The sequence below is a fragment of the Prevotella melaninogenica genome (assembly GCF_018127925.1).
GTDB lineage: Bacteria > Bacteroidota > Bacteroidia > Bacteroidales > Bacteroidaceae > Prevotella > Prevotella melaninogenica_C.
The window spans coordinates 482,291-496,319 of record NZ_CP072347.1 but is presented as its reverse complement, the minus strand read 5'-3'; the positions used below and the strand labels follow the sequence as shown (position 1 = coordinate 496,319).

10 protein-coding genes are annotated in these 14,029 nt (G+C 42.0%); 3 read left to right on the top strand and 7 right to left on the bottom strand.

Annotation, left to right across the window (positions count from 1 at the left end; all coding sequences use genetic code 11):
* Positions 1–103: 103 nt before the first annotated feature.
* The 6 genes from tnpA to J4861_RS01835 form a co-directional block, all read right to left on the bottom strand.
* Complete coding sequence (gene tnpA, locus J4861_RS01860; RefSeq protein ID WP_004292844.1) at positions 104–1,039, bottom strand: transposon Tn4555 protein TnpA; 936 nt, start codon at positions 1,037–1,039, stop codon at positions 104–106.
* A 297-nt stretch (positions 1,040–1,336) separates the two neighbouring features.
* Positions 1,337–1,711, bottom strand: coding sequence for a leucine-rich repeat protein (locus J4861_RS01855; RefSeq protein ID WP_211816487.1), 375 nt, complete (start codon positions 1,709–1,711; stop codon positions 1,337–1,339).
* Between the two features lie 303 nt (positions 1,712–2,014).
* Entirely contained in the window at positions 2,015–3,307 is a 1,293-nt protein-coding gene (locus tag J4861_RS01850) for a bifunctional folylpolyglutamate synthase/dihydrofolate synthase (RefSeq protein ID WP_211816622.1), read from the bottom strand.
* Between the two features lie 288 nt (positions 3,308–3,595).
* Positions 3,596–4,756, bottom strand: a complete 1,161-nt coding sequence (gene dnaJ, locus J4861_RS01845) for a molecular chaperone DnaJ (RefSeq protein WP_211816486.1) — start codon at positions 4,754–4,756, stop codon at positions 3,596–3,598.
* Positions 4,757–4,770: 14 nt separating this feature from the next.
* A complete protein-coding gene (locus J4861_RS01840; protein ID WP_211816485.1) occupies positions 4,771–5,349 on the bottom strand; it encodes a nucleotide exchange factor GrpE in 579 nt (192 codons plus the stop codon).
* A 62-nt stretch (positions 5,350–5,411) separates the two neighbouring features.
* Positions 5,412–7,028, bottom strand: a complete 1,617-nt coding sequence (locus J4861_RS01835; protein WP_004360592.1) for an ABC-F family ATP-binding cassette domain-containing protein — start codon at positions 7,026–7,028, stop codon at positions 5,412–5,414.
* Positions 7,029–7,933: 905 nt separating this feature from the next.
* Between J4861_RS01835 and J4861_RS01830 the strand changes: the two genes are divergently transcribed.
* The 3 genes from J4861_RS01830 (at position 7,934) to J4861_RS01820 (ending at position 13,348) form a co-directional block, all read left to right on the top strand.
* On the top strand, positions 7,934–9,388 hold the full coding sequence (locus tag J4861_RS01830) for an IS4 family transposase (protein ID WP_211816484.1): 1,455 nt from the start codon (positions 7,934–7,936) through the stop codon (positions 9,386–9,388).
* Between the two features lie 511 nt (positions 9,389–9,899).
* A complete protein-coding gene (locus tag J4861_RS01825) occupies positions 9,900–10,739 on the top strand; it encodes a GLPGLI family protein (RefSeq protein ID WP_211816483.1) in 840 nt (279 codons plus the stop codon).
* Positions 10,736–13,348 carry a TonB-dependent receptor gene (locus J4861_RS01820; protein ID WP_211816482.1) on the top strand — a complete coding sequence of 871 codons (2,613 nt, stop codon included), beginning with the start codon at positions 10,736–10,738 and terminating at the stop codon, positions 13,346–13,348. Before J4861_RS01825 ends, J4861_RS01820 begins: the two co-directional genes overlap by 4 nt.
* 89 nt (positions 13,349–13,437) lie before the next feature.
* On the opposite strand, the gene J4861_RS01815 is transcribed toward J4861_RS01820, so the two are convergent.
* Positions 13,438–13,857, bottom strand: coding sequence for a nucleoside 2-deoxyribosyltransferase (locus tag J4861_RS01815; RefSeq protein WP_211816481.1), 420 nt, complete (start codon positions 13,855–13,857; stop codon positions 13,438–13,440).
* Positions 13,858–14,029: the final 172 nt, after the last annotated feature.

The window sequence follows — 14,029 nt, the reverse complement described above, 5'->3', positions numbered from 1 at the left end:
TGTATCCATGTTTCCGATGGCAAAGGAACAACGTGAAATATCCGTGAATACCTCCACGATACATCATTTTGAAATAATTTTCGATAATCCCGATTTTTCACGGTTATTTGTTCCTTTCAGCCATGACACGCTCCACATCTGAGCGCAAAAGCAGGTTTTTCACACCCACCTTTATCTTTTCGATGTGCTTCACCTTGACGATATGGCAGATGTTGGCTGACGAAAGACCATAGATTTGCTGCACCTGCTCAACGGTATAGTAGCGTTCATCGTTCACAAGGTCAGTTCTGCGGAGTTCGTTCAAATGTGATTTGGAGTAATAGGTACGCCCGTACTCTCTTTTAGTGGGTATCTTATGGCGATAGGTGTAGGCACGGAGTGCGGTCGGCTTCATGCCGAACAGTTCCTCCACCTCCTCGGTCAGTAGCCAGTCGGTAATTTCGCTAATATCAACTGCCACACCGAAAAACTCGTCAATATGCTTCTTGCTGTAATAGTTCTTTCCTGCGATACGGCAGATGGGGATATGGTTACGCTTGGCGGAAGTGTAAAGCCATGACTGCTTTACCTTAAAAAGGGACATCACCTCCTCGCCCGAATAGAAGTCCAACACTTCTTCGCTTTCCTTTTCCCTTTTTTCTCTTTTGGCAGGTAAGGAAGATGAAGATGATTTCCTTGGTGTGGAGGTGTTGCCGGGCAGGATGCGGTGATAGGGATTGCCCTCCAACATCTGCTCGATGTCGGCTCTGCGGATGAATGCCATGCGGTTGCTGATGCGTGAGGCTTTCAGCTTGCCGATGGCTACAAGTTTGTAAATGTACTGTCGGGAACAGCCCATGAGGATGGCTGCTTTGGAAAAGGTGAGATACTCCTGATGCTGTATCTCCATCAAGGGTTGGGCGACTTTGAAGAGGTTGTTCTTCTGCATCACTCTGGCTCGTTTGGCTTCTGCCTGACAAGCCTCACTGCAATATCTTTGCATACCGCTTCGGGTTACAAAGGACTTGCCGCAAAAACTGCATTTTCTGGTTGCTTTCATACCGTTTTATCGTTTAATGGTTCATTTCTTCAATCCTATATCTCTGAAATGGTAAACGGATGTGAACGGAAGTCAACCATTGTCGCTTTTCTACACAGTGTGACTGTTTCCGCATATCGGGGCGGTTATTGTCGCTTGTCGTAAACGGTTGTAAACCCTTGTCAACTGTCTGCACGGTGTGACAAAAAACAAGCCCCGCAAATTCTCCACGTCAGAAATACGTCTCAAAAATATGTGGAAATTTGGGAAGCGACAAATGGCAACCGAAAAGTGTTAAATTTTAGAATATGCTGGTAATTAAAGATTTACACTCGGATATTTCTGATTAGTTTTGGTTGTTCTATGGTTATAAATACAAGTAGCGAAAGCTGAAGTTCCAATTTTCGTAACACTATTTGGAATGGTTACAGATGTTAGAGCGATACAAGTAGTGAAAGCCTCATTACCAATTGTCGAAACACCATCGTCAATTATAATTCGTTTAATATGTTGACCGTACCATGGGCTTCGATTTGCATATGAATAATCCGTCATTTCTCCTTCCCCAGTAATGGTTAATACACCATCATCAGTAAGGAGCCATTTTAGATTAGGTCCACAGGTACCAGAGCTTTTTGCATTAGCTGATAAGCCCATGAGTAGGGCTATTAATAAGATGTAAATTTGTTTCATGTTAGTACTTTTATATAAATAATACTTTTTTGATTTACGGAAAATCAAATACAAAGATAAACAAAAATTATTATAAAATGTTTTTTATAGAAAGTTTATGTAACATTTTGCTTCTTTTTCAAGATAGTTATTATTGAGAGATGGTCGTGAAATTATGAAAACCAACTTTCCTGTCACTTCTATCACTTCTTATATGCTTATAATATATTGAGTATAAGCACATAGGAAGAAGTGTTAAAAGTGACAGGAAACGAAAATTAAACTTTATGTAGTGATATGGGGGTAATGGAGAAGGGACTTTTGCTACTTCTTTTGTAGGTTTGTCAGCAAGTCGGCAACCACATAGCTGGAGCCACCAACGAAGATGAAGTCGGATTGGGCGGCATCATGAAGGGCGGCTTGGTAGGCTTCAAGGACGGTTGGGAAGACCATTCCGTGTAGGTCGTAGTCGTCGGCTGTTGCGGCAACTTTCTCTGCTGGGAAAGCACGATGTGTACTTGGTTGTGTCCAATAGTAAATGGCATCATCGGGGAGCATAGACATGACTGCGTGAAGGTCTTTATCATCCACCATACCAAAGACAATGCGCTTCTGCTTACATTGTTGACGTTTGATTTGTTGGGAGAGGTAAGTCCATCCGCCAACGTTGTGTCCTGTATCGCAAATGGCCAACGGGTTAGCCTGTAGCTTCTGCCACCTACCCATTAAGCCCGTCAGTTCGCAAATATTGGCAAAGCCCTTGGCAATACTCTCTGCGTTCTTAATGACACCTTTATTATACAGTTGCATGACGGCTGTTAAGACCGTGTTGGCGTTCTTCTCTTGGTAACTACCACCCAATTCGCCCACAATATCGCCAAAGAAACGAGTCTGATAAGCGATACCACCATCGGGGTTAGGGCGAGAAGAAAGCACTGCAGGGATGTCTTCTGCAAAGACAATGAGGGCATCCTCTTTCTGTGCTTTTGCCTTAAAAACAATCTGTGTTTCAGGGACAGACTCACCAATAACGACAGGTACACAATGTTTGATAATACCAGCCTTCTCTGCCGCAATCGCTCCGAGCGTATTACCGAGGAACTGAGTGTGGTCGAGTGATATATTGGTGATAATCGATAAGATAGGAGTGATAATGTTTGTGCAATCGAGCCTACCACCTAAGCCCACTTCAATGATAGCAATATCAACCTTCTGCTCAGCAAAGTACTTGAAAGCTAAGGCTGTTGTAAGTTCAAAGAAAGAAGGGTGCAGCGGCTCAAAGAAGTCGCGTTCCTGTTCAACAAAGTCGATTACTTCCTGCTCTGAAATCATTTCTCCGTTGACCCTGATGCGCTCACGGAAGTCAACGAGGTGAGGACTGGTATAGAGTCCGACCTTATATCCTTCAGCTTGGAGGATAGCTGCCAACGTGTGGGAGCATGAACCTTTTCCGTTGGTTCCTGCAACATGAATAGAAAGGAAGTGGGTATGTGGATGGCCAAAGTGCTCGTCCAAAGCCTTTGTCGTCTCAAGTCCTTCTTTGTAAGCAGATGCCCCGACGTGTTCAAAGACGGGTGTGCTATTGAATAGATATTCTACGGTTTCTTGGTAGGTCATAGTTGGGTGATGGGTGTTGGGTGTTGATGAAATGCGATGATAGGATGATGAAGGGTGATGATAGGTGATGAAATGATTTAGCCCCATTAGCCAAATAAGTCTAATGGGGCATATAATCATTATTTCAATTTTGTTTGAAAACTCATTGCTTATTAAAAACTCGTTTACTCGTCAATTCGTTCGACTTATCAACTCATTTAACTTGTTTACTTGTCAACTTGTCTAACTTGTCAACTCGTCAACTCATATAACTTGTTTACTCGTAAACTCGTTCACTCGTCAACTCGCTCAACTAAACAATTTCTTAAAGTTCTCAAAGATAGAGCGTTTGGTGCTGTTATCACCACGGAAGTTTTCGCTTTGGCGTAATTCTTCGATAATCTTCTTCTCTTCTTTATTCAACTCCTTTGGAACGTAAATACTGATGTGAACCACTAAATCACCAGTACCGCTGCCATAACCTTGTACGGCTGGGAGACCCTTGCCACGTAGGCGGAGCGTCTTACCAGGCTGTGTTCCGGGTTCAATCTTTATCTTTACATTACTGCCATCGATGGTTGGGATATCCACCTGACCACCTAAGGCAGCTGTTGGGAAATCGAGCAAGAGATTATAGATGACGTTCTGTCCGTCACGAATGAAGGTGTCGTTAGGTTCCTCCTCGATATATACTTGGATATTACCAGCCACACCATTGTGTCTACCAGCGTTACCCTTGCCAGGAACATTGACCACCATACCTTCAGCTACACCCGCTGGTATGTTGATTTCAACGACTTCCTCGCCCTTTACAACGCCTTCACCATGACAGTGAGTACACTTATTTTTAATGATAGTTCCCTCACCATTACATACGTGACAGGTAGTCTGGGTCTGCATCATACCAAAGATACTCTGCTGTGTACGGATTTCAACGCCCGAACCATGACAGTTCTGGCAAGTTTCTGTTCCGCTACCCTCCTCAGCACCAGTGCCGTGGCAGTGTTCGCAAGGAACGTCTTTACGCACCTTAAACTTCTTGGTAACGCCCGTAGCAACCTCTTGCAACGACAGACGAACCTTTAAACGAAGGTCAGAGCCACGGTACTTAGGGGCTTGATGACCGCCACCTCCGAAGCCGCCAAATCCTCCGCCATGTCCGCCGAACACATCGCCAAACATAGAGAAGATATCGTCCATAGAGAAACCACCAGCTCCACCGAAGGGACCACCACCAAAGCCACCGCCAGGAGCATCGAAACCAAACTGGTCATACTGTTGGCGTTTCTGTGGATCGTGCAGTACATCATAAGCCTCAGCAGCCTCTTTAAACTTTGCTTCAGCCTCAGGGTCATCTGGATTACGGTCAGGATGATACTTGATAGCAAGTTTTCTGTATGCTTTCTTTATTTCGTCTTCAGAGGCATTTTTGCTGACACCTAACACCTCATAGTAATCTCTTTTTGCCATTCTTCCTTATGAAATTATTGTCCGACAGCAACCTTTGCGTGACGGATAACCTTGTCATTGAGCGTATAACCAGTCTGTACACAGTCGATAACCTTGCCCTTCTTATCGTCGCCCATACCAGGAACCATAGCGATAGCCTCATGATAATCGACGTTGAAGTCAGCATTATTGGTCTCAATCTTGTTAACACCGAGTGTCTCCAAGGCCTTCAAAAACTTCTTATAGATAAGTTCGAAACCTTCTTTAATTGCCTGTGGGTCCTCTGTCTTATCGGCAGTAGCACGCTCAAAGTCGTCAAGGATAGGCAGAATAGCAGCTACAGTCTTCTCACTTCCGTTGAGAATCAGTTCTGACTTCTCCTTCAGTGTACGTTTCTTGTAGTTCTCAAATTCGGCAACCAAACGGATATACTTGTCTTTCCACTGCTCAGCTTCGTTCTGTGCAGCTACCAATGGTGCGAGTTCTTCCTCTGCAGGAGTCTCCTCTCCGTTAGCATCTTCCGCCTGTTCTTCAGCGTCGTTCTGGGTTGTTTCTTCGTTATTCAACTCCAGTTCTTCGCCTTCAATCTTTATATTTTTCTCTTTCTTACTCATAATTATATTGCACTATTTGTCATGGCATACCCTTGCAAATAGTATGCCATGTTTTGACAATCTTAGTACATTCCTGCTTTTTGCTCCTTAATCTGCTCGTCATGGATATAGTCATCGTAGCTCATTAGCTTGTCGATGGTACCCTTTGGAGTCAACTCAATGATACGATCAGCCACGGTGTTAATAAACTCATGGTCGTGTGAGCTGAAGAGGATATTACCCTTAAAGCCAATCAGGTTGTTATTGAACGCCTGAATACTCTCCAAGTCAAGGTGGTTGGTTGGTGTGTCAAGAATCAAACAGTTAGCATTCTGAAGCTGCATACGTGCAATCATACAACGCATCTTCTCACCTCCAGAGAGTACGTTCACCTTCTTCTCAACCTCTTCCTGCTTGAACAACATACGACCCAAGAAGCCCTTCATAGCCACTTCGTTACCTGGACCGAACTGTGACAACCAGTCAACGAGGTTCAGATCGCAATCGAAGAACTCGGTATTATCCAATGGGAGATAAGCCGTAGTGATTGTCACACCCCAGTTATACGTACCAGCATCAGGCTCACGATTACCATTGATAATCTCGAAGAGCGCAGTCATAGCCTTTGAGTTGCGAGAGAGGAAGACAACCTTCTGTCCCTTCTCAATGTTGAAGTTCACATTATCGAAGAGTACTGTTCCATCCTCATCAACAGCCTTCAAGTTCTCAACCTCAAGAATCTGATTACCTGGCTCACGCTCCATAGAGAAGATAATACCCGGATATTTACGGCTTGATGGACGAATCTCCTCTACGTTCAGACGCTCCAACATCTTCTTACGTGATGTTGTCTGCTTACTCTTAGCAACATTGGCAGAGAATCGGCGGATGAATTCCTCCAACTGCTTCTTCTTCTCCTCAGCCTTCATCTTCTGGTTCTGAGCCTGACGTAAAGCCAACTGTGAACTCTCATACCAGAATGAGTAGTTACCTGCAAAGACGGTTACCTTACCGAAGTCGATATCGATTGTCTGTGTGCTGACAGAGTCGAGGAAGTGACGGTCGTGCGATACAACCAATACCGTCTGATGCTCATCAATCTCACCGAGGTAATCCTCTAACCATTCAACGGTCTCAAGGTCGAGGTCGTTGGTAGGTTCATCGAGCAACAAGTTCTCTGGCTTACCAAAGAGAGCTTTAGCCAACATCACACGCACCTTCTCTGTATTTGAGAGCTGTGACATCTGCTTCTCATGCAAATCCTCCTTAACGCCAAGGTTCTGGAGCAACTGTGCAGCATTGCTTTCAGCCTCCCATCCATTCATCTCAGCAAACTTCAACTCTAAGTCGGCAGCACGATTACCATCCTCCTCAGTCATCTCTGGCTTAGCATAAAGTTCCTCACGCTCTTTCATGTTCTGCCAAAGTGCATCATGTCCCATGAGGACTGTGTCCATTACCTTATACTCATCATATTTGAAGTGGTCCTGTTCCAATACAGACAGACGCTCACCTGGTCCCAACTCTACTGTTCCCTTGTTTGGCTCTAAGTCGCCAGAAATGGCACGAAGCAAGGTTGATTTACCAGCACCATTGGCACCAATGACACCGTAAATATTACCTGGTGTAAACTTTAAGTTAACGTCCTTGTATAGAACTCTCTTGCCGAATTGGATAGCAAGGTTTGAAAGTGTAATCATCGTTTTCTAATACCTTATTATATAATAATTTGGCTGCAAAGTTACGATTTTTATTTCAAACGACAAAGAAACAAGTAGAACTTAACTTTGAACTTTGAGGTTTGAACTTTGAACTTTATGATATGTTCCTTTACTAACTATGAATTTCGCTAATTACTCTAATGCTTATTGCGATATAATTCGTGTCATTCGTAGTCGGTAAAATTTCGCGTAGATAATGATTGAAAAACCATTACATAATTTCGAGTGATACAGCTATAGATAAGGATAAAAACACGTATAAAAAGTAAGTTTGCAACCAACAGAAAATCAGTTGGTTATAAAGTTGCAATGTAAAAGGAGGTTAATTGGACTTCAAAAGGGCGTTAGTAAGGGTCTTAAAGGGCACCTTTTGCAAGTCAATTAGGCGCCTTTAAGAAGCCTAAAGAGCATGTATTAGTTTTGCTTCACAAGAAAATAGTTTACAAATATCAGTTAACATGAGAATCATTTGCTTGTAGAAAATGGATAGACATAGTATCTATTTGTATTTAACTTGTAGTTTATCTCGCTTTGTAAGGTCCCCCTCATTAAGAATTGTCATACCATGCAAGTGTATAAGTCTTTATTCTATTTCTAATCAATGCCTTTAACTTCAGACCCTTTTTAGGCTCATAACTTCGCATTCTCCTTACTTATAGAAGCTTGCTAATCATAAAGAAAGCAAATGAAAAAACAAGTATTGTTTTTAATTAAAATCTTGCGAAATTGAAATTGTTTCAGTAATTATGCAGACGAAAATTAAAATTAATCACTAAAGTTTCCCACCCTAATAAATAGATAGAAAAATAACAGTTTGTCGAATTTTCTTTGTAAATTAGTAATCGCCAAACAACTGATTTTAAAGACAAAACAACAAAACTGTTATGGAAGCAAAAATAGAGAAAATAAGTGAGTTATCCAAACTTTTGAGTGTTAAAACTCGAATGAGTGATGATTTATTTCATCTTTTTGGCAAGTTTGGCATTGGTCACCTGTTATCTTGTCTTTCATTGGAGAAACAGGACGGGGTCTCGGCTTCGGAATTAATCCTTTCTCTTTGCCTCTTCCGCATTGTGGGTGAAAGTATTCACAGTATATGCAAACATAAGATATATGAGCTTTCAAGTCATGGTAACAACTGTTTCTATCGGATGATGATTCGCCCCCAGATGGATTGGAGACGCTTGATGAACCACTTTGTACTGCGTTATATGTGCCTTTTGCGTAAGTATGGCGAAGCTCCTCAATCCAATACCACGACAGGTTTCATTATAGATGATACTGTGCTTGAGAAGAGTGGTGTGAGAATGGAGGGTGTCAGTCGTGTTTACGACCATGTAAAAGGTAGGTGCGTATTGGGCTACAAACTGCTACTTTGTGCATTCTTTGACGGCAAGACAACCATACCCTTTGATTTTTCACTGCATCAGGAAAAAGGGAAACAAGGCGACTGCGGGCTGACAAAACAGCAACTCAGAAAGGCATATCATACCAAGAGGAATACTGGCAACCCCGATTATAAGCGCTTTCAAGAGTGTAAGATGTCTAAGATGGAAGTTGCCATGGATATGCTTCGCCGTGGATGGAAGATGGGCTTGCATGCGAAATATGTGATTACTGATAGTCGGTTTACCTGTGAGCAACTTATGGCATGTGTTAGAAGCATAGGCAAAGGGGCAATGCACTTTGTTGGACTTGCAAAAATGGGAAAGACAAAATACACCGTATCAGGCAGGAAGAAAAATGCTGCAGAACTCATTGCTACCTATGAACGCGAACGAGGAAAGAACTGCCGTAAGTACAAATGTCGATATATTCAACTCAGCGGACACTTAGGAGATATACCTGTAAGAATCTTCCTCATCAAATATGGTAGAAACTCCGTATGGAACGTCCTGCTCACCACGGATACAACGATGTCTTTCGTAAAAGCCTTTGAGGTGTATCAGATTAGATGGAACATAGAGGTGATGAACAAGGAGACTAAGCAATATCTTGGATTAGGAGGTTATCAAGGTTGCGACTTTAATGGTCAGATAGCTGACGCAACGCTGTGTTACCTTACATATACTGTCATGGCTTTGGAAAAGAGATTCACAGAATATCAAACCATGGGCGAACTCTTTTCGGATATGGAGGACGATCTCATGGCACTCACGCTATGGAAACGAGTTCTTGCCTGTATTGAACGCATTCTTCGTATTTTAGGAGAAACACTTGGATTGACGCCCCAACACCTTATGGCTACAATCAGCGGTAACGACAAAGAGTTGAGTAAAATCCTTGTAATGGCTGAAGCATTGGAAAAATGGGATGAAGTATATGGGCACACCGTATAACTTCAGTTAGTCATGTGTTAAAAGTCAATGGATATGGGGGATGACAAGCAAAGGAAAATGAGAAAAGACAGTGTTTTAAGGGGTGGGAAACTTTAGTTAATCACTAAAAGGAGGTAATCTGGGGACAAATATAATTAAAAACTAATGATAATCTATATTGGCTTAAGGTAAAAGAGCAGTGTGAAACAGAATTAAGTTCTTCAATTAGGATAACAGAATAAGGATCAAATACCAATTCAATATCACACTTATACTCCCACTTTTAAAGAGTGAGTGTAAACATTTTTGCGTCCTACAAATTGAGAATAAGGATAATAAAACAAGTAAATAAGTAGCATTTTAGGTTTAGTGAGTGACTTTGGTTCTTTCACTAAAGCAATACGAAAAGCGTCCACACATTTAGCAGAAGAACCAAAAATAATTTAAACTTAAAGGAACATTCACTTGCATTTTACAAAAAGATTTCGTACAATTGTACTCGTTTTTGATTTACTTAATAGATAATATAACTATGAATTTGAAGATTAAACTACTACTAATTGCGATAACCTTATCGTTATCTGCAAATGCACAGGAGAAGACGGAATTAGATGTTTTTAAGCATACAGCAATTGACACGACACAGTTGATTGTTTCTTATGACCTAACCGTTAAATATGACCTATCAGGACAGAATAATCCTGACTTTGAGAAAGTATATACTTACATCGGACGTAAGGTATGCCAGAGTTTTGTGGAGAGTGAACATAATGCTGACCTAAGAATGGCTAAAGCCTTTCTACGTAATGGGAAGCGTGGTTCAAGAGCATCTATGAAACTCGTCGCTAACGTTGGTGAAACCTATATTGGCTATCCAAAGGGAAAGACAACAGTTATTTACAATATGGACGGAGCTGGCTCTTACCTTTATCAAGAGGCTACTCCGAAGATGCAATGGAAACTTACAACCGAGCATAAAACACTTTTAGACTACGATTGTACAGCTGCAACCTGTTCTTATCGTGGAAGAAATTATAAGGTATGGTTCACTACCAAGATTCCGCTTTCATACGGTCCGTGGAAGTTTACAGGACTGCCGGGCTTGGTTATGGAGGCTGAAACCAAAGAGGGAGATTATCATTGGACGGTTACTGGCATAGAAAAGCCTAAGACAGCAACCCCTATCTATTTCCTTGACAGGAACTATGTAAAGACTTCTCGTGAGAACACACGCAAGCAAGAGAGGCTCTTGCTGAAAGATCCTGCAGGCTACCTTGAGAGTTATGGCTACAACTTCACTACAACTAATTTCAATGGACAAGTTGTGAAACTAACGCTCTTTACATTCGACAATCCTTTGGAACGAGAATGATAAGACGCCTACTTATCTTACTATCGTTTATCAGCTTATTGTCTATAAACAGTAAGGCTCAGAATAGTCAGGGAGACTCTCTGACTATTACTGGGCGTGTGGTTGATAATAAACATCAACCTATGGATGGCTGTATTCTTACAATCATACAAGAAAAGGATTCTTCCATTCTTGCGAGTAGCGTGACCAATGAAGACGGCAGATACGCTATCAGCTATCTACAAACAAATGAGAACCTTCTTTTAAACCTGACAGGATTCAATATAAAACGGCAGGTAAAGCGGATAACTCCAACGAATCAGACCGTTAACTTCAATACCACCTACGAGAGTATCACGCTGAAAGAAGTAGAGATAAAGGCAAGAAAGCTATGGGGAAGTAGGGACACACTGAACTACTTGGTCTCTGCCTATATGAAAGGACAGGACAGAACCATTGGTGATATCCTCAAACAGCTGCCAGGTATCACGTTAGAAGGTGGCATGGTGAAGTATCAAGGTGTGCCTATCAACCATTTCTACATTGAGAACATGGATATGTTTGCGGGCAAATATAGCATCGCTACGAATGGTATTAAGGCTGAGGATGTCAGTACGGTGCAGGTGATGGAAAACCATGAACATATCAAGGCATTGCAGGATCAGATACCACCTGAATCGGCAGCTATCAACTTAAGGCTAAAGAAGAAAGCAAAGGGCAGATGGCTAAAGACCATAGACTTAGGGGTAGGCTTCGATTCTAACGGTTTATTGAGAGAGGTCAATGCTGCCCTTATGTACTTCGCGCAAAGACAACAGCACGTTTTCTATTACGAAACAGATAATAACGGTTCAAGCGTTGATTGGTTTAAATCATACTATGGTGGGAGTAATATCGGAGCCTCTCGCCTAACATCCATCATCTTTCCGGGGTCATCTCCTGTAGGTAAGAGTCTACGTAACAATCAGCATAACATCTGTTTCAGCAATCTCAACAAACTAAGTGAGACGGCGGAAATAAAGTATAACATTACCTACAGACACGATATCCAACGGCAAAGTAGCTATTCGCAAACCACTTATCTGCTCCCTGATGCAAGTACCCGTATGATGACCGAAGACATTTCTGCGCGTAATACAACGAATGCAGCCACAATGCAGTTGCATTATGAGAACAACGGCAGTAAGACTTATCTTAAAAACACACTTGACTTAGCAGGAAACTGGAGCGACGACAATGGTCTAACTTTGTCAAACAATGCACGTATCCAGCAACATGCTTTTAATAGGAACTTAGGACTGAACAATCACACAGAGTGGATTCAGCGTACAACCAATGGTGGAGGTTTTAAGCTAAAGACAACCAACTTTGTACAGACAAATCCACAAGCTCTCGCCATTGAAGGGGATATGCAGGTAAGACAAGATGTAAGACTCTCAAACATGGGAAGTTACAACAGCCTCACTTTGATAAGAAACATCCGAAAACAAAACTGGACTATTGCGCCTTCCGCAGAGTTTGATATTGAATATGTGGGACTGAAAAGTCTATTAAACGATACAGCTGTGACGATAGCGACGAGCGGCGACATGGGTTACTTGCAGATAAAAAGCAACATTGGAGCCAACCTACAATATGTCAAAAATACGTTCCGCCTATCGTTCAATCTGCCTTTATCGCTCAACTATACAAAGGTGGATAACGAACCAATAGTTAACGAGACGACGAAAGGAAAGCGCACAACCCTACTCTTCTCGCCATCTTTTACAATGCTTTGGAAAGCTACGGACAATTGGACGCTTTCTGCAGGAGGAAGTTATGGAATGTTTCCTACGAGTTGGAGAAGTCTGTTCACTGCTTATCTGATGAGCAACTATAGGACACTGAACCGCTACAAGGTGAATCTATCGGAAAACAAATCGGCAACTATACATGGGAAGATACACTACAAGAATATCCCTCATCAGTTCTTTGCCTATCTCTCTGGGGCGGTTAGTCGCTCATGGAGTGACATGGTTTATGGTACGACAATAGACCAGAATGCGCATACACTACTGCAAGCAGAATATGCTCCGAACCACCAAAGCAGCTTCTCTATGACAGCAAATGTAAGAAAGGAGATTACTTGGCACGACATGAGTATCGGGGCAACAGCTGATTATTCGACTAACACAAGCACGATACTGCGTCAGTCAGTCATCACCGACTATCAATATAATAGTTTCTTCGTCTCTGCCAACCTTGCTTTTAATCTTATCAAGAACATCCGACTAACAGAGAATTGTCGATGGGCAATCTCTCAATCAAAGTCGGGTAACTATAAAAATATGATTCGCAACTTTAGCAATGAGGCTACGATCTCCATGGCTTTTATCCCTGACAGACTGATACTTAACACCAACCTACAATACACACATAACAGTGGTTTTACGGATAAAAAGGATTACACCTTTATGAATCTTAGTATCACCTTTAAAACAAAAAAGAAGATACAATTCGTCTTGAACGTCGATAATGTCTTCAATACAAAAACCTTTATCTATCGTTCTAACAGCAATCTTTCCGAAAGCTACACCCTCTACCAGCTTCGTCCAAGAAGTGTGATGCTCACTACCCACTTTGCTTTATAACTGAAAAAGCAAGCATGTCCGTCCCTATCTTGACAAGAATGAGAGCATACTGTCAACCTCGAATATTGATTTTTCTCTATTAAACCGCCCTACTTATTTCCTAAGATTTTATCAAGAACGGGATATATCTCCGCTTCGTTCTCGTATGGATAAACCTTAAAATAGGCGTCGCCATTCAGCATTGCGGAGATATTGGCTTTGCGCTTGTCATAGAAGATACGCACAGGGATATTACGAGCCTCAGCGTATGCTAATTCATAACCGACGCCATGAGAAGGGTTCGTACATTCTGCTATCAGCACATCGGATGACCTAAGCCACTCTGTATCACGCTCATATATATGTACGTCATCCTCTTTCGTACGTGTCTTCACACTCAAACTCCCTAATCCGATATGCTCCGTCAACACCGTATCCGTTGCATTGATATAATCTATAATGCGCTTATACACAGCCGCATCCTCCCTACCGCCACGAATAGAACCTGCAAAATATACCTTCTTCTCCATAATACAATGCTTTCGTTGAAAAAACATACATGAGTAATACTCGCCCACAAAGATAATACTTTATAGTGAGAAACAGATGACTTAGATAGCCAATAACCTCTTTTAGTATCCTCCTGCCGACATAAAATCGCTATCCATTTGCAAGCTATAAAATACGGAGTGTTTAGTGAAA

Coding starts and splice junctions, on each gene's coding strand:
- tnpA (WP_004292844.1), bottom strand. CDS start 1,039: ATGAAAGCAACCAGAAAATGCAGTTTTTGCGGCAAGTCCTTTGTAACC.
- J4861_RS01855 (WP_211816487.1), bottom strand. CDS start 1,711: ATGAAACAAATTTACATCTTATTAATAGCCCTACTCATGGGCTTATCA.
- J4861_RS01850 (WP_211816622.1), bottom strand. CDS start 3,307: ATGACCTACCAAGAAACCGTAGAATATCTATTCAATAGCACACCCGTC.
- dnaJ (WP_211816486.1), bottom strand. CDS start 4,756: ATGGCAAAAAGAGATTACTATGAGGTGTTAGGTGTCAGCAAAAATGCC.
- J4861_RS01840 (WP_211816485.1), bottom strand. CDS start 5,349: ATGAGTAAGAAAGAGAAAAATATAAAGATTGAAGGCGAAGAACTGGAG.
- J4861_RS01835 (WP_004360592.1), bottom strand. CDS start 7,028: ATGATTACACTTTCAAACCTTGCTATCCAATTCGGCAAGAGAGTTCTA.
- J4861_RS01830 (WP_211816484.1), top strand. CDS start 7,934: ATGGAAGCAAAAATAGAGAAAATAAGTGAGTTATCCAAACTTTTGAGT.
- J4861_RS01825 (WP_211816483.1), top strand. CDS start 9,900: ATGAATTTGAAGATTAAACTACTACTAATTGCGATAACCTTATCGTTA.
- J4861_RS01820 (WP_211816482.1), top strand. CDS start 10,736: ATGATAAGACGCCTACTTATCTTACTATCGTTTATCAGCTTATTGTCT.
- J4861_RS01815 (WP_211816481.1), bottom strand. CDS start 13,857: ATGGAGAAGAAGGTATATTTTGCAGGTTCTATTCGTGGCGGTAGGGAG.